The sequence below is a fragment of the Amycolatopsis sp. NBC_00345 genome (assembly GCF_036116635.1).
In the GTDB taxonomy this organism is placed as follows: Bacteria; Actinomycetota; Actinomycetes; order Mycobacteriales; family Pseudonocardiaceae; genus Amycolatopsis.
On the sequence record NZ_CP107995.1, the window covers coordinates 804,430 to 822,634 of the forward strand.

At 71.2% G+C, this 18,205-nt stretch carries 17 protein-coding genes; 8 read left to right on the forward strand and 9 right to left on the reverse strand.

From position 1 onward, the window contains the following. Positions 1 to 16: 16 nt before the first annotated feature. Complete coding sequence (locus tag OG943_RS03760; RefSeq protein WP_328608249.1) at positions 17 to 985, forward strand: helix-turn-helix transcriptional regulator; 969 nt, start codon at positions 17 to 19, stop codon at positions 983 to 985. A 138-nt stretch (positions 986 to 1,123) separates the two neighbouring features. Here OG943_RS03760 and OG943_RS03765 read toward each other — a convergent pair whose 3' ends face one another. From OG943_RS03765 to OG943_RS03780, 4 genes are all read right to left on the reverse strand, one after another. Next, entirely contained in the window at positions 1,124 to 1,231 is a 108-nt protein-coding gene (locus OG943_RS03765; RefSeq protein ID WP_328611994.1) for a hypothetical protein, read from the reverse strand. 90 nt (positions 1,232 to 1,321) lie between these two features. Next, complete coding sequence (locus OG943_RS03770) at positions 1,322 to 1,417, reverse strand: NAD-dependent epimerase/dehydratase family protein (protein ID WP_328608250.1); 96 nt, start codon at positions 1,415 to 1,417, stop codon at positions 1,322 to 1,324. 36 nt (positions 1,418 to 1,453) lie between these two features. After that, positions 1,454 to 1,867, reverse strand: coding sequence for a nuclear transport factor 2 family protein (locus tag OG943_RS03775; protein WP_328608251.1), 414 nt, complete (start codon positions 1,865 to 1,867; stop codon positions 1,454 to 1,456). Further along, positions 1,864 to 2,928, reverse strand: coding sequence for a medium chain dehydrogenase/reductase family protein (locus OG943_RS03780; RefSeq protein ID WP_328608252.1), 1,065 nt, complete (start codon positions 2,926 to 2,928; stop codon positions 1,864 to 1,866). Before OG943_RS03780 ends, OG943_RS03775 begins: the two co-directional genes overlap by 4 nt. 155 nt (positions 2,929 to 3,083) lie before the next feature. On the opposite strand from OG943_RS03780, the gene OG943_RS03785 reads away from it, so the two are divergent. Further along, positions 3,084 to 3,701, forward strand: coding sequence for a hypothetical protein (locus OG943_RS03785; RefSeq protein ID WP_328608253.1), 618 nt, complete (start codon positions 3,084 to 3,086; stop codon positions 3,699 to 3,701). A gap of 85 nt (positions 3,702 to 3,786) precedes the next feature. Continuing rightward, complete coding sequence (locus OG943_RS03790) at positions 3,787 to 4,404, forward strand: TetR/AcrR family transcriptional regulator (RefSeq protein ID WP_328608254.1); 618 nt, start codon at positions 3,787 to 3,789, stop codon at positions 4,402 to 4,404. A 13-nt stretch (positions 4,405 to 4,417) separates the two neighbouring features. On the opposite strand, the gene OG943_RS03795 is transcribed toward OG943_RS03790, so the two are convergent. Then, positions 4,418 to 5,107: a TetR/AcrR family transcriptional regulator gene (locus OG943_RS03795; RefSeq protein ID WP_328608255.1), complete on the reverse strand. Its 690-nt coding sequence runs from the start codon at positions 5,105 to 5,107 to the stop codon at positions 4,418 to 4,420. Between the two features lie 77 nt (positions 5,108 to 5,184). Continuing rightward, a complete protein-coding gene (locus OG943_RS03800) occupies positions 5,185 to 6,114 on the reverse strand; it encodes a LysR family transcriptional regulator (protein ID WP_328608256.1) in 930 nt (309 codons plus the stop codon). Positions 6,115 to 6,185: 71 nt separating this feature from the next. Between OG943_RS03800 and OG943_RS03805 the strand changes: the two genes are divergently transcribed. Next, the gene (locus tag OG943_RS03805) at positions 6,186 to 7,130 is read left to right on the forward strand and encodes an SDR family NAD(P)-dependent oxidoreductase (protein WP_328608257.1); all 945 of its coding nucleotides are present in this window, start codon (positions 6,186 to 6,188) and stop codon (positions 7,128 to 7,130) included. Beyond that, positions 7,127 to 7,963, forward strand: a complete 837-nt coding sequence (locus OG943_RS03810; RefSeq protein WP_328608258.1) for an SDR family NAD(P)-dependent oxidoreductase — start codon at positions 7,127 to 7,129, stop codon at positions 7,961 to 7,963. Before OG943_RS03805 ends, OG943_RS03810 begins: the two co-directional genes overlap by 4 nt. Before the next feature lie 132 nt (positions 7,964 to 8,095). Here OG943_RS03810 and OG943_RS03815 read toward each other — a convergent pair whose 3' ends face one another. The 3 genes from OG943_RS03815 to OG943_RS03825 are packed head-to-tail and all read right to left on the reverse strand — an operon-like array spanning position 8,096 to position 14,843. Then, entirely contained in the window at positions 8,096 to 9,370 is a 1,275-nt protein-coding gene (locus tag OG943_RS03815) for an aspartate kinase (protein WP_328608259.1), read from the reverse strand. Then, positions 9,367 to 10,740, reverse strand: a complete 1,374-nt coding sequence (locus OG943_RS03820; RefSeq protein WP_328608260.1) for a diaminobutyrate--2-oxoglutarate transaminase family protein — start codon at positions 10,738 to 10,740, stop codon at positions 9,367 to 9,369. The genes OG943_RS03815 and OG943_RS03820 overlap by 4 nt, the downstream gene beginning before the upstream one ends. After that, entirely contained in the window at positions 10,737 to 14,843 is a 4,107-nt protein-coding gene (locus OG943_RS03825) for a Pls/PosA family non-ribosomal peptide synthetase (protein WP_328608261.1), read from the reverse strand. The genes OG943_RS03820 and OG943_RS03825 overlap by 4 nt, the downstream gene beginning before the upstream one ends. Before the next feature lie 781 nt (positions 14,844 to 15,624). Between OG943_RS03825 and OG943_RS03830 the strand changes: the two genes are divergently transcribed. Genes OG943_RS03830 through OG943_RS03840 form a run of 3 tightly spaced genes read left to right on the forward strand, consistent with a single transcriptional unit; the run spans position 15,625 to position 18,120 of the window. Further along, the gene (locus tag OG943_RS03830) at positions 15,625 to 16,206 is read left to right on the forward strand and encodes a YbaB/EbfC family nucleoid-associated protein (RefSeq protein WP_328608262.1); all 582 of its coding nucleotides are present in this window, start codon (positions 15,625 to 15,627) and stop codon (positions 16,204 to 16,206) included. Between the two features lie 13 nt (positions 16,207 to 16,219). Continuing rightward, complete coding sequence (locus tag OG943_RS03835; RefSeq protein WP_328608263.1) at positions 16,220 to 16,552, forward strand: hypothetical protein; 333 nt, start codon at positions 16,220 to 16,222, stop codon at positions 16,550 to 16,552. After that, entirely contained in the window at positions 16,549 to 18,120 is a 1,572-nt protein-coding gene (locus tag OG943_RS03840) for a hypothetical protein (protein ID WP_328608264.1), read from the forward strand. The genes OG943_RS03835 and OG943_RS03840 overlap by 4 nt, the downstream gene beginning before the upstream one ends. Positions 18,121 to 18,205 lie beyond the last annotated feature (85 nt).

Consider the following 18,205-nt stretch of genomic DNA (forward strand, 5'->3'; position numbering starts at 1 on the left):
TGGCAGAGTGAGGCGCATGTACGGAACCTCCGAGCGGCTGCTGCGCCTGCTGTCCCTGCTGCAGGCCCGGCGCGACTGGCCGGGGCCGGACCTGGCCGAGCGGCTCAGCGTGGACGTCCGCACGGTCCGCCGCGACATCGAGCGCCTGCGTGGGCTGGGTTACCCGGTGCACGCGACGCCCGGGGTCGCGGGCGGGTACCGGCTCGGCGCCGGGGCCGCGCTGCCACCGCTGCTGCTGGACGACGACGAGGCCGTGGCCGTCGCCGTCGGCCTGCGCACGGCGGCCAACGGCACGGTGTCCGGTATCGAGGAGACGTCCGTGCGCGCGCTGGCGAAGCTCGAGCAGGTGCTGCCCGCGCGGCTGCGGCACCGGGTGAGCGCACTGCAGACCGCGACGCTGGCGCTGGGCAGCGGCGGCCCGATGGTGGACGCCGAGGTGCTCACGGTGATCGCCTCCGCGTGCCGCGACCACGAGCGCCTGCGTTTCACCTATGGCACGCACGCGGGCGACGTGGCGGAGCGGAACGTCGAGCCGCTGCGGATGGTCCACACCGGACGCCGCTGGTACCTCGTGGCGTACGACCTGGGCCGCGAGGCCTGGCGCACCTTCCGCGTGGACCGCGTCGACGGCGTCCCGGCGCCCGGTTTCCGTTTCACACCACGCGAACCGCCCGCGGAAGACCTCGCGGTGTACGTCTCACGCGCGATTTCCGCAGCGCCGTACGCCCATCAAATGGTGCTGCGGGTGGCCGCGCCGGCGTCGGTGCTGGCCGAACGCGTCCCGCCGACAGTGGGTGCGGTGGAGCCGGTCGACGAGCACAGCTGCCGGATCCGGACGGGTGCCCACGACCTCGGCGCGCTGCCGTTCTACCTCGCGCAGTGGGACTACGACTTCGTGGTGGAGGACGCGCCGCCCGGGCTGGTCGAGCGGCTGGCCCGGATCGCGGACCGGTTCTCCCGCGCCGCCGCCGGTTCTCAGCCGTGAGTGGTCAAGCCGGACCATGCCGGATAGCTCGCGAAGTCGGTGAGCACGTCCCACACGTGCTGCGGGGCGGCTGCGATGTCCGTGAAAACTTCGGCCGTACGCATACGGTTTCCTCCGCGGTTGGTGTTCGGAGTCAGCTCAGTGCGGCAGCCAGCGCCGCGTCGAGGTCCGGGTACGCGTAGGTGTAGCCCCCGTCGAGCGCGCGGCGGGGATAGCGCGCTGGCCGGTGGTGACCATGTCGGCCATCTCACCGAGGGCCAGCTTCAGCACGAACCCGGACGAGATTGTGGGTGCCCAGCACCCGCGATCGCCGCACGCGCTCCTTGGCGTCGTCGGTCAGGACAGGGTGGTGGCCTCGTCGCCCCGTTCGCTGAGGCGGGCGACGAGCTTCCGGCCGATGAGGCCGGTGGCGCCCGTGACGGTGATCTTCATGGCTGTTTCCTTTGCCAGATACGGGGAATCGCCGGGTCAGACAGTCGGTGGGGTCCAGTCGGCGGGCAGGCCGGACTGGGCCAGCACGGTGGCGAGGCTGTAGTAGTCCCGGTTCGCGGCGATCAGGCCGTGGCGTAGTTCGAGGATCGTCGTGGCGGGCACGGCGAACGGCGTCGGCGCACCGTGGATGTGGCCCGCGTACGTCGTTTCGATGGCGACGCGATCGCCTTGGCGGAACGATTCCTTGACCGTCACCTTCACGTCGGCGATCAGCAGGTCGGTGCGCTGCTTCCAGCCGGCGACCCCGTCCCGGCCCGTCGAGACCGCGTTGACGCCGAGGTCGGTGTAGGTGCCGTCCGGGGTGAACAGCTTCGCCAGCGCCTGCGGGTCGGTGCCGCTCCACGCCGCGGACCAGGCGGCCACGATGTCGTTGGTGTCCCGGGGTGTCAAGGGACGAGGACGATCTTGCCGAGAGCCGTCCGGGAGGACGACTCGCTGAGCTCCAGCGCCGCGACGACCTCCGTCAACGGGAAGCGGGCCGCGATCTTCGCGGTCACCACGCCGTCGCGCAGCAGTCCGAACAGGTAGGTGAGGTCGGTGCGGGTCCTGTCCTGGAACGCCGCCTGCTTGGCCGAACCCGGTTTGCCCGCGCCCGTCCAGACGTTGTAGAAGCTCGCGTGCCGGCCCGTCGGCAGGTAGTTCCACATCGCGAGTTTCCCGGCCAGCATGAGGAATTCGGGCAGCACCGGGCCGGTTTCGTCGATCTTGCTCGCGATGCTGTAGGAGACCAGCGTGCCGGTGCGGTTGAGCAGCCCGTACGAGACGGGGACGCTGTCGCCGCCGAGGTGGTCGAACACCGCGTCCACGCCGTCGGGGGCCAGCGCTCGCACCGCTTCGGCCAGATCGGGGACCCGGTAGTCGATCGGCTCCACGCCCATCGCGCGCAGCGCCTCGTGGTGACGCGGGCCGGCCGTGCCGATCACGCGGGCGCCCGCGTGCCGCGCGAGCTGCACCAGGATCGTGCCCACACCACCGCTGGCGCCCAGCACGAGCACGGTCTGCCCGGCCTGGACCTTCGCGCTGCGGTGCAACATCTGGTACGCGGTCAGCCCGTTCACGATCAGCGTCTCCGCCTCGTCCGCGCTGATCCCGTCGGGCACCTGCACCAGGTCGGCGGCGGTGAGCAGCACGGCCGTGGCCCAGCCGCCGGTCTTGGTCAGCGCGGCGACCCGCCGCCCGACCAAGACGCGGTCCACGCCGGGGCCGACGGCCTCGACGACGCCGACGAGGTCGTAGCCGGGCACGAATGGGAACTCGGGCTGGCCGTAGTAGCGGCCCCGGCGCATCGCGCTCTCGGCGGCGGACACGGCCGTCGACTCGACGCGCACCAGGGCCTGGCCGGCGGCGGGCGCCGGCAGCGCGCGCTCGACCAGTCGGAGGCCGGACGGTTCGACCTTGCCCGGCAGGACTACCTCGGTGGCGGTCACCTCGGGGGCGTTCTTCTCACTCACGGCCGGCTCCTCGACTATCGGCGACTGTACATCGCACTGTTAATGGTCGTAACTATGTATCGATGCGTCATACTGTGTCAACTCGTCAGCAGAAATGAGGTGACCGTGCTGCCCGAGCAGGAGCTGACCCGGCGCGACCGGTACGGCGCCGGACCGTGGCCGAGGTCAAAGAGGCCGCCATGGCTCAGGTGCGGGCACAACTGGGCCGGTGGAACGGGGGAGACCGGTCCGGCCTGCCGATCCAGGTCCCGCACTTCGGGCTGGTCTGGTGGAGCCGGCTGATCGGCCTGGAGCTGGAGCAGCACACGCCGGCCCGGGCTGTGCTACCGGAGCGAGGTCGAAATGATGGTGGACAGCCTCCGTCGCGGGCGGGCGAGCAGCGCGGAGAGTCGCCGATTGTCGTCCCGGGCAAGGAGGCGATGCGGTTAACTGTCCGGCATGTCATACCCGGACGCCCCGGCACCACAACAGTCATTCCCGCAGCCGCAGCCGGCAGCCACGAGATCCAAGGCCGGCTACGGCCTGCTGATCGCCGCGATCCTGTTCGCCGGTTTCGGTGGCGGCCTGCTGGCGTGGCACCCCTGGGACAAGGGCCCGGCGCCGGCGCCCCCAAGGACCCGCGGCACATCACCATCCAGAAAGTCGGCGACCAGAGCGATCCGACCGACTCCGGTTCGACCCGGCCGGTCTACTGCATGACCAACGAGACCGGCGGCCTGTCCTGCGTCGTGATGCCCACCCGCTACAGCGGTATCGAGGCCTCGACCGGCTGATCCCGCGTGGCCGGCTCTGTCCCCGTCCCGCCCACTGAGCGAGCGCTTAGAATAGCCCGGACGGTGGATCAGGAAGGATCGCGGGATGACGATGTCGCTCTCGGCCGAGTTGTGGCCCGACGTGCAGCCCGAGACCGCGCGCCGGCTCATGCTGGCCGGGGTGGAGTCCTTCGCGCGGCGCGGTTACCACGCCACCACCACCCGTGACATCGCGAGCGCCGCCGGCATGAGCCCGGCCGCGCTGTACGTGCACTTCCCGTCCAAGGCGGCGCTGCTGTTCGCCATCAGCCGCAGCGGGCACGAGCAGACGCTGGCGCTGGTGGAGGACGCGGTGGCGAAGGTCGAGGACCCGGTGGAGCGCATCCGCCTGCTGGTGACGGACTTCGTGGCCTGGCACGCGCGGCGGCACACCGTCGCGCGGGTGGTGCAGTACGAGCTGAACGCCTTGCCGGAGCAGGAGTTCGAGGTCGTCGCCGAGCTGCGCCGCGGGATCGAGCGCATCGTCCGCGACGTGATCACCGCGGGCTCGGCCACCGGCGCCTTCACCGTCACCGACCCGCACACCGCGGCCCGCGCCGTGCTGTCGCTGGGGGTCGACGTGGCCCGCTGGTACAGCGAGCGCAGCCGCCAGACGCCTCAGGCGCTGGGCCAGGAGTACAGCGAACTCGTGCTGCGCATGCTGGGCACCCGGACGGATTCGTGAGTCTTCGCGCCGGTCAAGGCCCGAGGGACTTGACGGCGTTGTCGATCTCCCAGTCGATCAGCCGCTGCGCTTCGATGGTGTGGTTGTCCAGCATGCCGGTCAGTTCGAGGCTCACGATCCCGTGCACCCGCGTCCAGATCACGATCGCGGCGCGGGCGGCCCGAGGGGTGGCGTCCGGCCGCTCTTGAGCCCGGGCCCAGTGCCTCAACTGCCCGTCCAGCGTGCGGTCACCACTGCCGCCGTCGGCCGGCGCGGTCTCCTGAACGGCCACCAGCAGGTCCATCAGCAGCGCCATCGACTGGTCCAGCGGGGTCGGCCCGGCCACGTCGGCGGGCAGGTCGCCGCGCTCGCCGAACAGCATCCCGTACCGCTTCGGGTGCCGCAGCGCCCAGTCGCGGTAGGCGCCGACCACCAGCCGGATGCGCGCTTGCGGCGCTCGCCTGCTGCCTTCCACGGCCTCGGCCATGACCACCGTGAGCTGCCGGTAGGACACCGCGACCAGGTACGCCACCAGCGCGTCCCGTGACACGAAGTACCGGTAGACCGCCGGTGCCGACATCGCCATGCCCCGGGCCAGCGCCGCGATCGTCAGCGCGTGCACCCCGTCACTGTCGATGATCGCGAACGACGTGTCCTCGATCTCCTGGAGAGTCTGGGCCCGCAGTCGCTCGCGCCGGCTCGGCACCGGCGGTTCGGTGGTCATCTTCGCATCATAACGACCCGTATCGATGTTTACCGGTAGCTCGACTCGTTACGACCGATAACACATCGACGGCACGATCACATCGACGGCGCAGTGTCCGTACCGATCGCGGCGGCGCGCAGCGCGTCGGCCAGCTGCGCGGCCGGTTCGGGCAGCGGCCCGGGCAGCCGGGCGAGGACGATGCGGCGTTGTTCGGCCGGCCCGCCGCGGACGGGCAGGATCCGCACTCCGCCGGGTGCCACGGAGGTGAGCGCGGTGGGCACGGTGGTGATGCCGCAGCCCGCGGCGACCAAGCCCAGCTTGGCCAGCCAGTCACGGGCGGTGTGCGCGATCACGGGCCGCTCGTCCAGACCGGGCCACGCCCCCATCAGCCGTTCCTCGCCCGACGCCGAACCGGCGATCCACCGCTGACCGTGCAGCTCGGCCACATCGATGAACTCGCCCTTGGCGAGCGGATGGCCGGACGGCACGGCCACGCGCAGGCCGCGCTCGGTCAGCGTCCGTAGCCGCAAGGCCGGGGTTTCGGTGTCGGGTGGGCGAAACGGCGGGGCCGAGGCCAGCAGCGCCAGATCGAGCGTGCCGGCGCGCAACGCCCGGACCAGCGCGGGTGTGCTGCCTTCGCGGGTGGTCACGGTGATGGCGGGATGCGTGCGGTGCAGCGCGGCCAGCGCCCGGGGCACCAGCGCGGCCCCGGCACTGGTGAACCAGCCCAGCCGCACCGTGGCGGGTTCGCCGGGCTCCCCGGCCAGTTCCCGCGCGGCGGCGTCGATCTGGTCGACCACGGTGGCGGCGCGGCGCACCACGATCCGGCCGGCCGCGGTCAGGCGGACCCCGTCGTGGCGGCGCTCCAGGAGCGACGAGCCTGCCGCGCGCTCCAACGCGGCGATCTGCCGGGATACCGCGGACTGGGTGTAGCCGAGCGCGGTGGCCGCGGCGGTGAGCGTCCCCCGCTCGGCCACCTCTCGGAACACCCGCAGTGCGATCAGCGACGCGTCGGCGAAGGCCATGACACTTGAGCATACCGTGGTTGAGTTTCTCTCGCTGGTGGCATGCCTCCGGGCGACCTAGCGTGGTGGGCATGAACCTGATCCACACACCTTTCGGCTTTGCCGCCACCGCCGCCGAAGCCGCCGTGGGCATCGACTTGACCGGCCGGCGAGCGATGGTGACCGGCGCCTCCTCGGGGCTGGGCGTGGAGACCGCCCGTGCCCTGGCCGGCACCGGCGCGGAGGTCACCCTGGCGGTCCGGGACGTCGAGGCCGGTGAGCGCGCCGCCAAGGACATCACCGCGACCACCGGCAACACCGCGCTTCGCGTCGCCCGGCTCGATCTGACCGACCCGGCCTCCATCGCGGCCTTCATCGTGGCGTGGGACGGGCCGCTGCACGTACTGGTCGCCAACGCCGGTGTGATGGCCTGCCCCGAGCAGCACACCCCGGAGGGCTGGGAGTGGCAGTTCGCCACCAACCACCTCGGCCACTTCGCACTGGCCACCGGTCTGCACGCGGCACTGGCCGCCGACGGGGCCGCCCGCATCGTGATGGTCAGCTCCAGCGGCCATCAGCTCTCGCCGGTGGTCTTCGACGACGTCCACTTCGCCTTCCGTCCCTATGATCCGTGGCTGGCCTACGGGCAGTCCAAGACGGCCAACGTGCTGTTCGCGGTCGAGGCGGCCCGACGCTGGGCCGGGGACGGCATCACCGCGAACGCGCTGATGCCCGGCGCGATCCACACCAACCTGCAACGCCACACCGAGGGCCGGGGCAGCGGTGCCGTTCCGCCCGAGTTGATCAAGACACCGGAGCAGGGCGCGGCGACCTCGGTCCTGCTGGCCACCTCACCGCTGCTGGACGGGGTCGGCGGCCGGTACTTCGCCGACGGCAACGAGACCGGGACCGTCGACCGCCGCGGCGCCGCGCCGCCCCTGCACGGCGTGGCCCGCTACGCACTGGACCCGGACAACGCCCGCCGGCTGTGGACCCTCTCCGAGCGGCTGCTCGCGACGGCCGGTCGAAGGTCATGACCCCGAAAGTCGCCCTGGTCACCGGTGCCACCCAAGGGCTGGGCCTGGCCCTGGTCGAAGGGCTGGCCCAGCGCCTGACGCCGGCGGACACCGTCTACCTCACCGGACGCGACCTCGACCGCGTCACCCAGGCCGTCGCCGCCCTGCCCGGTGGCGGCGCCCGGGTCCGCGGCGAGATCCTCGACGTCGCCCAGACCGGCGCCGCCGACCGCCTCGCCGCCCAGCTGGCCGACCGGCACGGCGGCGTGGACATCATGTTCGGCAACGCCGTCATGCGGGCCGGCCCCGGCGACGACCCGCGCACGATCGTGGACGCCTACGCCGAGGTCAACAACTTCGGCACCACGCGGGTGCTGCGGGCCTTCGCCCCGCTGCTGCGGGACAACGGCCGGTTGATCGTCGTGGCGAGTTCCCTCGGCACCCTGTACCACCTCGCACCCGTGCTGCACGGCCGGTTCGCCGAACTGTCCTCATTGGACGATGTGGACGAGCAGGTCGCCGCCTGGCGGGACGCGGTGCGGGACGGCAGCGCCCGGGGCGGGGCGTGGCCGGGGTTCGTCAACATCCCGTCCAAGATCGGCCAGGTCGCCGCCGTCCGCGCGCTGGCGAGCCAGCGCCGCGAGCAGGACCTCGCCCGCGGCATCCTGCTGGCCGCCGTCTGCCCCGGCATGATGAACACCCCCACCTCCGCCCTGTGGTGGGACGTCACCGGCGCCCCCACCCCGGCGCAGGCCGCTGCCGCCCTGCTGAAGCTCGCGTTCGACCCGGTCGATCCCGGTCACTACGGCGAGCTGGTGCGTGACGGCCGGACCCTGCCGTGGGCTCCGGGCTGATCGGGGGCCGGCACCATCCCGGGGCCCGGACAAGACTGTGCCACTCCGGAGAACCTGGCGGTGGCACAGTCAACGGCGAGCGGCGGCGCGGTCACCGGATGGTGTGCCGCGGAGCCTGCGCCCGAGGGGTTGTCACGCCGTGGCGCCGGCCCGGTTGCCCGCGGGCAGGACGACCCGGGGCGGCTCGTGCAGGCCGAAGGCGCGGTGCAGGGCGCGGACGGCCTCGTCGAGGCGGGCGCGGTCGCACAGGGCGGACAGCCGCAGTTCGGAGACGGCCAGCTGGCGCACCCCGGCGCCGGCCGCGGCCAGCGTTTCCAGGAACGTCGCGGTCACGGTCGCGTCCGAGCGCACGCCGGTGCCGACCACCGAGACCTTGCCCGCGCCTTCGTCGTGGCTCAGCCGGGCGAAGCCGATCTCGGCCCGGCGCACGTCGAGCGCGGTCAATGCCCGCGCCAGGCCGGGTTCCGGCACGACCACGGTGAGGTCCACTGTGGACGAACCGGTGCGGGAGGGGGTGCGGGTGAGCATGTCGACCTCCACCCCGGTGCCCGCGAGGGCGCGGAGCACGAGCGCGGTCGTCGTGGGGGCCGGCGGCACGTCGGTGAGGGTGACGGCCACGACGGAGCGGTCGTGCGCGACGCCGGTGATGGCTGGCTGTTCCATGATGTCCTCCGGGACTGCGGAAACGAGGGTGCCGGGATGATCGGTGTAGGAAGAGCGGACGTGGAGCCGGACGCCGTGCTGGTGGGCGCATTCGACGCACCGCGCCATCAGCACCTTGGCCCCGGCCGTCGCCAGTTCCAGCATCGCCGGGTGGCCGATGGCCGGGATCCGCCGCGCGTCCGGCACGATCCGGGGGTCGGCGGTGTAGACGCCGTCGACGTCGGTGTAGATCTCGCACCGCTGGGCCGCGAGCGCGGCGGCCAGCGCGACCGCGGTGGTGTCGGAGCCGCCGCGGCCGAGGGTGGTCGTGTCCGAAGTGTCCGGCCGGACGCCCTGGAACCCGGCCACCACCACGATCCGGCCGTCGGAGAGCTCGCGGCGGACCCGGGCCGGGTCGATGTCGAGGATGCGCGCGCCGCCGTGGGACGGGGTGGTGCGCAGCCCGGCCTGCCCGCCCGAGAGCGAGCAGGCGCCGACCCCGAGCCGCTGCAGCGCCATCGTCAGCAGGGCGCTGGAAATGTGCTCCCCGGCCGAAAGCAGGTGGTCCAGCTCGCGGGGCGCCGGGGTTTCGCTCACCTGCCCGGCGAGGGCGAGCAGGCGGTCGGTGGTGTCGCCCATCGCGGACACCACCACGGCGATCTGGCCGCCGTCACGCCGCGCGCCCGCGATCCGTTCGGCGACCGCGGAGATCCGCTCGGGAGTGGCCACGGACGAGCCACCGTACTTCTGCACGATGAGGGTCATCTCGCGTCCCCGGCCGCGGCGTCGAGTGCGGCGAGCAGGATCCCGGCCGCGGTGCGCACCACCTCCGCGGTGACGTTGAGCGGGGGCAGCAGCCGCACCACGCAGTCGCCGCGCCCGCCCAGTTCGACGATGAGCCCGCGGCGCAGCGCCTGTTCCTGCACGGCCAGGGCGAGGGCCGACGCGGGCGCGCCGGTGTGCGGGTCGGCCAGCTCGATGCCCCACATCAGCCCGGCCCCGCGCACGTCCGCCACCCAGGGATGGCCGGCCAGCGGGGCGAACAGCACTTCGAGCTGGTGCTCCCGCTCGACGACGTTCGCGAGCACTCCGTCGCGCTTGATCACCTCGATGGCCCGCACCCCCGCGGCGAAGGCGAGCTGGTTGCCGCGGAAGGTGCCGCTGTGCGCGCCCGGCGCCCAGGTGTCCAGGCGCTCGTCGTAGATGATCAGCGCGACCGGCGCGCCGATCCCGCTGAGCGCCTTGGACGCGATGACCACGTCGGGCTCGATGCCGTAACGCTCGAAGGCGAACCAGGTCCCGGTCCGGCCGCAGCCGGTCTGCACCTCGTCGACGACCAGCGGGATGTCCAGCTCCCGGGTCAGCTCGCGCACCCGGTGCACGAAGCTCTCCCGCGCCGGGATCACGCCGCCCTCGCCCTGCACCAGTTCGAGCACGACCGCCGCGGGCAGCGGGATGCCGCCGTTGGCGTCGGTCAGCGACCGCTCGAGGAATTCCACGCAGTTGGTGGCGCAGGTGTCCGGCTCGAGCCCGACCGGGCACCGGTGGCAGTAGGAGTACGGGAAGAAGTGCACGCCGGGCATCGTGTTGGCGACCGGCTGCTTCTGGCTGACCAGCCCGGTCAGGCTCAGCGCGGCGTGGGTGCTGCCGTGGAACCCGCCCTGGAACGACACGATGTCGCCGCGCCCGGTCGCGGTCTTGCACAGCTTGAGCGCGGCCTCGACCGCGTTCGCCCCGGTCGGCCCGCAGAAGTGCAGTTTCATCCTCGACCGCATGCCTTCGGGCAGCATCGCGAGCTGGGCCGCGGTGAACTCGTCCTTGGCCGGGGTGGGGAAGTCCAGCGCGTGGGTCAGCAGGCCCAGCTGGCCGGTCATGGCCTCGACCAGCTCGGGGTGGTTGTGGCCGAGGGACAGCACTCCGGCCCCGGCGAGGAAGTCGATGAACACGTTGCCGTCGACGTCGCGCACGAAGCTGCCGGAGCCTTCGGCGATCGCGATCGGCAGGTGCCGGGGGTAGGCCCTGGCGTTGGACTCCCGGCGGTCCTGCCGGGCGAGGTACTCGGCCGAGCGCGGGCCGGGCAGGTCGCCGTGGACGGCGGGGCCGGTGAGCGACGCGGGGTGAGCGAGGGTGGTCATGTGGCCAGTTCTCCCGTGACAGTGGTGGTGACCCGGTCGAGTTCGACGGCGGGGTTGCCGCCCCAGTGGGCGGCGGTGGTCAGTTCGGTGCCCTTCATCAGGAACGAATCGGGGGAGAGCACGGCGCCGCCGGCCATCGTCACTCCATAGTGGACGAAGGCGTTGGCGCCGACGACGCAGCCGGCCCCGAGGCTGATGCGGTCGGACTTGAAGGCGCCGTCTTCGAGCGAATGGCCCTGCAGCACGCTGGCCAGGTTGAGCACGGAGCCGTCGCCGACACTGACGAGGCTCTTCTCCGGGATGCCGCAGCCGTCGTCGAACACGCGGCGGCCCATCTTCACCCCGAGCAGGCGCCAGAGCAGGACCTTGAACGGCGTCCCGTTGAACATCGTGAGGTAGCGGCCCGAGCTGAGCTTCCAGAACCGCTCGTGCCGCCAGAACACCGGGTCGTAGATCGAGCAGAACCGGGGCCGCAGCCGGCGGAAGCCCTGCACCGCGCGCTCGACGAGAATCCAGTAGGCGACGACGAACACCAGCGACGCGAGGATGTCCACCGCCCACACGACCGGGCCGAACCGGCTGTTCAGGCTGCCCGCGACCAGCGCGATCAGCACCGTCCCGCCGAGGCCGAGGCACTGGGCGAGCAGGTACGCGAGCATCGTCACGGCGTTGTGCCGGTTCTTGCGGGCGAGGCTGTGCCGCAGTGCTTCCCCGGTGGCCAGGTTCGCGAACCGGCTGTCCCGGTCGACCGAGCGGGGGATCTCGAAGCTCGGCGAGCCGAGCAGGCCGGTGTTCTCCCGCAGCGGGCCGTCCAGCGGGATCATCACCTTGGTGGCGAGCAGGCAGTTGGACCCGGTCCGGCCGCCGGTGGGGTAGTGGATGTTGTTGCCGGCGAAGTTGTGCTCCCCGATCTGGGTTGGCGCCAGCCGGAACGACGTGCTGGAGTAGTCGAGGTTGCCGATGCTCAGCCCGTCGGAGATCATCGTGCCCCGGCCCACACTGGACAGCAGCGGGTTGTCGTGCCGCACCGACAGGCCGAAGTTGGACCCGGTCTGCACGTAGTCGCCGAGGTCGTAGCCGAGCCCGCGGAGGTAGTGCACGATCGCCGAGCTGTCGCCGAAGAGGTTCTGGAAGGTCCGGATGTTGGTCAGCCGGGTGATCGTGCGCTGCACGTTGTGGTGGAACCCGAACAGCGGGTAGACCCGGCCGGGCCGGACGAGCCGGGACAGCACCCGGGGCAGCGTGCACAGGGCCAGCAGCCCGAACAGGAGCAGGCCCAGGTACAGGCCCGCGGTCTCGCCGACGTCCGCGGCGGCCGCGCCGGCCCCGGTCAGGGTGGCCGAGGTGAACAGCTGGTCGGCGGCGTTCAAGGCGCCGAGCAGCAGCGGCACGTAGACCAGCAGCAGGAGCAGGACGCGCAGCACGCTGAACCGCGCGCGCCGGGCCGTCCCGCACGGCCGCGGCTCCAGCGTGTCGTAGTCCACTGTGGACGGAACAGCCGGTGAGCCGTGCCAGTGCGCGCCGTCCGGGACGGCCTGGCCGTCGTGCAGGGACGAGCTGTGCCCGAGCTGCGCGTGGTCGCCGATGGCGGTGTTGATGTCGAGCACGGACGCCTCGCCGACGAACACGCCTTCGCCGATGCTCACCCGGCCGGTGCGCAGCCGGCCGAGTTCGGCGCGGTAGCAGGCGAAAGCGGTGTCCTTCCGGATGATCGTGCCCGCGCCGACGGTGAGCAGGTCGGTGCACACCGGCAGGTTCGCCGAAAGGATGGTCACCCCCGGGCCGATCCTGGCCCCCAGCGTGCGCAGGTAGAACACGTACAACGGGGTGCCGACGAACAGCGCGAGCGGGTTGAGCCGCTGCAGGGTCTTCACGGCCCAGAACCGGACGTAACCCAGGCTCCACAACCGGATCTCGGTGGGCTTCCAGCGTCCGACCAGCAGCCACTTGGCGGCGAGCGGCACGGTGCACAGCAGCGTGAAGCCGGCCGCCGCGAACGCGACCGACCGCAGGTACAGCTCGAGCAGCCCGCTGCCGCCGCCGACCCAGATGATGCCGTCGTCGAGCACAAACGCGTCCATGCAGCAGTAGGCGAGGAACACCAGCAGCTGCAATACGCCGCACAGCACGTACATCGGCCCGCTCACCGGCGGCGGCGGTGGTGTGGTGGCCGCGCGGACCGGTGTGCCGCCGGGCTCCCGCGTGGCCAGTGTCCCGGCCAGCGCGGCCAGGTCCGGGCTGAGGTAGACGTCCTTCATCGACACCGGCGGGAGGGCCGGGTGGTTCCGGACCTTCGCGCAGAAACGGGCGATCAGCAGGGAATTCGCGCCGAGATCGTCGAAGACGTGGTCGCGCACGGAAACCCGCTCGACGCCGAGCACGTCAGCCATGATCGCGGCCAGCTCGCGTTCCCCAGGGGTGTCCGGGGCGACGTAGGCGTGGTCCGAACCGGTGCTGCGCGGCCCGGTCGGCACCGGCAGGTTCTTGCGGTCGGCCTTGTTCCCCGGTGTCAACGGGATGGCGTCGAGTTCCTGGAGGTAGGCCGGGATCATGTAGCCGGGCAGCCGGTCGCGCAGGTGGGCCAGGATCCGGTCGTGGCCCAGCGGCCCGGCGTCCGCCCGCCGGCTGTAGTACGCGGCCAGCTCCACCGTGTCCGGCGCGGGCGAGTGGGTGCTGACCACGGCCGCGGCGATCCCGGGCACGCCCAGCAGCGCCGACTCGACTTCGGTCAGTTCGATGCGGTAGCCCCGGATCTTCACCTGGGTGTCGATCCGCCCCTGGTACTCGATCAGCCCGGCCGGGGTGATCCGGCAGAGGTCGCCGGTGCGGTAGATGCGGCCCGACGGGTTGCCGGGGATCCCGACGAAGTCGCGGATGAACGCGCGCTCGGTGAGGTCGTCCCGGTTGAGGTAGCCGCGGGCCAGGCCGATGCCCGCGATGCCGAGCTCACCGGCCTCGCCGGGCGCGGCCAGCCGCGGGGCGTCCGGGTCCAGCACGACCACGGAGTAGGTCGGCAGCGGCACCCCGATCGTCACCGGCCCGGCCGGGTCGATGACCGCCCAGGTGGCGGTCACGGTCGCCTCGGTCGGGCCGTAGACGTTGAGGAACCGCCGGTCCGGGCGGTGCCAGCGGGTGATCAGGTCCTCCGGGCAGGCTTCGCCGGAGACGAGCAGGAACCGCAGTGCCGGCAGGTCTTCCTCGACCGTGGCCAGCAGCGTCGGCACACAGCACAACGCGCTGATCCGGCGTTCGGTGAGGAAGGCGTGCAGGTCGTGGCCGACCAGCGCGCTGCCGCCCGGTTTCGGGACCAGCGTCGCGCCGGCCAGCCACGGCACCCAGATCTCTTCGACCGAGAAGTCGAAGGCGATCGTCATGCCCTGGTAGACCCGGTCGGACGGCCGCATTCCGTAGGTCTGCGCGGCGACGCGGACGAAGTTGCAGATGCTGGCGTGGTCGACGGCCACGCCCTTGGGCCGCCCGGTCGAGCCCGAGGTGTAGATGACGTAACAGAGTTCTTCGGCCGGGGGACCGGTTTCCGCCGGGCCCAGCCGGGCCGGGTCCTGCCCGGCGATCGCCGCGGCGGACTCGTCCTCGTCGAGGAAAACCTGCCGTACGGCCAGTTCCGCGACCTGCTCACGCAGGTGCGCCAGCGTGAGCACGGTCCCGGTCCCGGCGTCACCGGCGATGTAGCCGATCCGGTCGCGGGGGAATCCCGCGTCCAGCGGGACGTACGCGGCGTTCACCTTCAGCACCGCGAGCATGGCGGTGTAGGCCTGCACGGCGTCGTCGAACAACAGCCCGACGCGGTCTCCGGCGCCGACCCCGAGGCTGAGCAGGTGCCGGGCCAATTGATTGGCGCGGGCGTCGAGGTCCGCGTAAGTGAGTTGTTCCTTACCGGCGTCGACGGCGAGGTGCCCGCTCCGGCCCTGGGCGGCCAGTTCGTCGCATTTCGCCTCGAAAAGGTGGTGCAGTCGTTCGCCCGGTCTCCACCGGGCTCTGTGGTCGGCATCGGGGCAGATCAGAACGCCGGTGCCGGTTCCGGTCCACGGGTGCTCACCGGCGAGGTCGCCCGGTAGTGGCGCATCCGGTGTCAAGCTCGTCATGCACTCCTCCTCATTTGACGCAGGGATTCGCATATCGCCGGTAAAAGGCGATTTGGCGATGAGGAAAACGTGTTTTCCGGGGTGCTCGAAGGAGGGGCGCGCCGAGCACCGCCCGCCCTGGTTAACGTCGCTGAAACCCCGTAGTTACAGCGTAGCGCAGACTCTTCCACGAAAACCGTGAGTTGGCCGTAAGCGACGTCGACTGTGCAGAATCTGGAAAAGAATGATCAAAGACGGGGTAAGTTAATAGGCCAGGAGGGTGAACCGGACGATTTCTCGACGTACGGGATTCTGGTCTTTTTGCCTGGTGAAAGGTGATTGTGAGCGACGTGGTGAGGGCGCATGTGAATATTCACAAATTCGCGCTGTGGTGCGAATAACTGCGCGAGGGGCTGTCCGGAATATGGGACGGCGAATACGGTCCAAGGTCACCAAATGGGATCTTGGGGGAAATATCGCGTTGTGAAGAAAGGTCCCGGGTTTGCGGGTTACCGGACGGTTTCATCTCCGGGTCCGATAATCGACGCCGTTTCGATGAGCCGCTCCGGTCGTCTCATACGATTTCAGCAGGGAAACCGGCGTTGCGGGAACCATGGATTAATCGTCGCAGCCCGGTGAACTGGTCTGGACCAGATGGCAGGGGGAGGTTCGGGCAGTGGCATGGAGCCGCCAGGGCAGCAACCGGGTGAGTTCAACTGCCGTCCCCTCCGGTGTCGTCTGGGGTTCAGCCGGTACTGGTCGACTTGACGGTGTTTCTGACCGGCTGCTCCCAGAGGACGAAGTGACACAATTCGCACAAGGCGGGGATGGTGACCCGCTGGCCTCGTTCACCGCCGAGGTCGAGGGGATCAGGGCCAAGGCCGACGAGATGGCCGAACGGCTGCGCACCGCCACCGGGACGGCGCGGACGCCCGACGGCGCCGTGTCCGTGACGGTCGGCGCGGCCGGCGTGCTGCAGGGGATCACGTTCGGCGCCAAGGCTTATCACCGGCCGCCGGAGGTGCTGTCCGCGATGGTGATGCAGCTGATCGCGACCGCGCAGAAGGAAGTGTCGGCCGAGGTCTACGACGCGTTTGGCGGACTGGTCGGCGGCGAGGACTCCGAGGCGATGGCGATCCTGCAGGAGTTCGTGCCCCAGCCGGACGAGGAGGACGAGCCGGCGCCGCCCGCGGCCGCGCCATCGCCATCCGGGGCCGCGCCGCCGCCGCCCGGGGGCGCGCCGCCGCCGCGACCGCAGCAACCGCCGGCGCCACCCCCTCCCGCGGCCGCGCCACCCCAGCAGCAAAGCCCCCCGCCGCCCTCGCCGCGCCGGCCGGCCCGGTCAGCCCCGGTCGAGGACGACCTAGACAACAATCCTTGGTGAGAAGGGAAAACCGGTGGCAGGGAACGGTTTCACGGTCATCCCGGACGAACTGCACAAGTTCAGCGGGTACCTCAGCGGCACCACCGCGCCCGCGGTGAAGGAAGCCGCCAGCGGCGTGCACGGGGCGAACGGCTTCGACAACCAGGCGTTCGGCATCCTCCTCGCGCAGATCCTCGCCATCCCGGCGCGGATCGCGATGAGCGTCGTCGCCGGCAATCTGGACAAGGTCTCGGACGACGTCACCGCGACGGCCGACAGCACGAAAAAGGCCGCGGAGGCCTACACCAACCAGGACGAGAGCGCGTCGAACGGGCTCGGGACCTTCAAGGCGGAACTGAAACCATGAGTGTCGTAGAGCCCATCACCTCGTCGAACTCGACGAGCGGGGCGGGGGCGATCGACAGCTGGCACAGCGTGGCCTCGGCGATCACCGAGATCAAGACCGCGCACGGGGCCGACGCGGCCGCGATCGGCGTCGAGATCGGCGTGACGGTGATCGGCGCGATCGCCGACACGGCCGCGCTCGTGCTGGACCCGCTGGCGAAGCTGACGTCCGCCGGCCTCGGCTGGCTGATCGAGCACATCTCGTTCCTCAAGGAGCCGCTGGACCAGGTCGCCGGTGACCCGGCGGAGATCAAGAAGCTGGCCGAGGAGCTGCACAAGATCGGGGAGACGCTCCGCAACTCCGCGAAGGACCTGGACGCCGCGCTCGCCGCCCAGATCACCAACTGGAAGGGCGAGGGGTACGACGCCTTCAAGAAGGAGGTCGACACCCGGCGCGGGCAGATCGAGGACTCCGGGCACTCCGTCGACATCGCCGGGTACGTGGTCGAGACCACGATGGCGCTGGTCACCGCGGTGCGCTCGCTGCTGCGCGACCTGATCACCACGATCCTGGGCGACATCATCGCCACGGTGCTGGTCGGGCTGGCGATGGCCGCGTTCACCTTCGGCGCGTCACTGGTCGCGGCGGTGGGCACGAGCGTCGCGCTGGCGGCGGCGCAGGCCGTTTCGTTCGCCGCGAAGCTGGCCAAGCTGATGGGCCTGGGGGAGCGCACGGTGGGGCGGCTGGTCAAGCTCTCCGCCCAGATCAAGCCGCTGCCGAAGACCGGCGGGACCACACACGAGCTGACCCCGATCACGCCGCATCCGGGTGGCACGGGCACACCGCACACCGAGACCCCGCCGGGAACGCGGCCGCCGACTCCGCACGAGGAGGCCCCGCCGACTCCGCACAACGACACGCCGGAAGGCTCGCCGCCGCCGACCCCGCACGAGGAGACCCCGCCGGGCTCGCCCCACAACAACGAAGACGACGTGTTCAACGACTGGGTGAACGCGGACAACCACCTCAACGGCCCGCCGCACACCGAGACCCCGCCGGGAACACGGCCCCCGACGCCACACGACGACGCGCCGCCGACTCCGCACGACGACGCGCCGCCGACTCCGCATGACGATGCGCCGACTCCGCACGACGACACTCCGACCCCCCACGACGATGCGCCGACTCCGCACGACGAGGGCACGAACACCGCCGGGGACCACACCGACGTCCCGCCGCCGGCGAAGCCCCCGGAGCCGCAATCTCCGTTGAAGCCGTGGGAAATCAAGAAGATGAAGGCGCACGAGGACTGGCTGAAGGGGGCGAGCTGGGACAAGGTCAAGTGGGTCGAGAACCAGTTCAAGACCAACCCGAAACTGCAGAAGTACTACCCGGTCATGAAGGGGCTGTCGGACGCCAAGAGCAGTAAGAACTTCGTGGGCTGGGTCGGCAAGGACTTCGTGAACGTCGACAAGGCGCTCACCGACATCCAGATGCAGGCCGACACCGCCTGGGCCGATTCGGACAAGAAGTGGCGCGAGGAGCACCCGGACCCCGCCGCGACGGACCCGGGCCAGCAGAAGGCCTGACCGCGCCGTCCTGAGCTGGGCCGTCCATGGCCGTTAAGGCCTCCTTACCCGCGTCCCACGCGGGTAAGGAGGCCTTAACGGCGCT

What these genes read in the sequence shown, in the direction of transcription:
- OG943_RS03760 (WP_328608249.1), top strand. Translation starts at nt 17, where the DNA reads ATGTACGGAACCTCCGAGCGGCTGCTGCGCCTGCTGTCCCTGCTGCAG.
- OG943_RS03765 (WP_328611994.1), bottom strand. Translation starts at nt 1,231, where the DNA reads ATGGCCGACATGGTCACCACCGGCCAGCGCGCTATCCCCGCCGCGCGC.
- OG943_RS03770 (WP_328608250.1), bottom strand. Translation starts at nt 1,417, where the DNA reads ATGAAGATCACCGTCACGGGCGCCACCGGCCTCATCGGCCGGAAGCTC.
- OG943_RS03790 (WP_328608254.1), top strand. Translation starts at nt 3,787, where the DNA reads ATGACGATGTCGCTCTCGGCCGAGTTGTGGCCCGACGTGCAGCCCGAG.
- OG943_RS03795 (WP_328608255.1), bottom strand. Translation starts at nt 5,107, where the DNA reads ATGACCACCGAACCGCCGGTGCCGAGCCGGCGCGAGCGACTGCGGGCC.
- OG943_RS03800 (WP_328608256.1), bottom strand. Translation starts at nt 6,114, where the DNA reads ATGGCCTTCGCCGACGCGTCGCTGATCGCACTGCGGGTGTTCCGAGAG.
- OG943_RS03805 (WP_328608257.1), top strand. Translation starts at nt 6,186, where the DNA reads ATGAACCTGATCCACACACCTTTCGGCTTTGCCGCCACCGCCGCCGAA.
- OG943_RS03810 (WP_328608258.1), top strand. Translation starts at nt 7,127, where the DNA reads ATGACCCCGAAAGTCGCCCTGGTCACCGGTGCCACCCAAGGGCTGGGC.
- OG943_RS03815 (WP_328608259.1), bottom strand. Translation starts at nt 9,370, where the DNA reads ATGACCCTCATCGTGCAGAAGTACGGTGGCTCGTCCGTGGCCACTCCC.
- OG943_RS03820 (WP_328608260.1), bottom strand. Translation starts at nt 10,740, where the DNA reads ATGACCACCCTCGCTCACCCCGCGTCGCTCACCGGCCCCGCCGTCCAC.
- OG943_RS03825 (WP_328608261.1), bottom strand. Translation starts at nt 14,843, where the DNA reads ATGACGAGCTTGACACCGGATGCGCCACTACCGGGCGACCTCGCCGGT.
- OG943_RS03840 (WP_328608264.1), top strand. Translation starts at nt 16,549, where the DNA reads ATGAGTGTCGTAGAGCCCATCACCTCGTCGAACTCGACGAGCGGGGCG.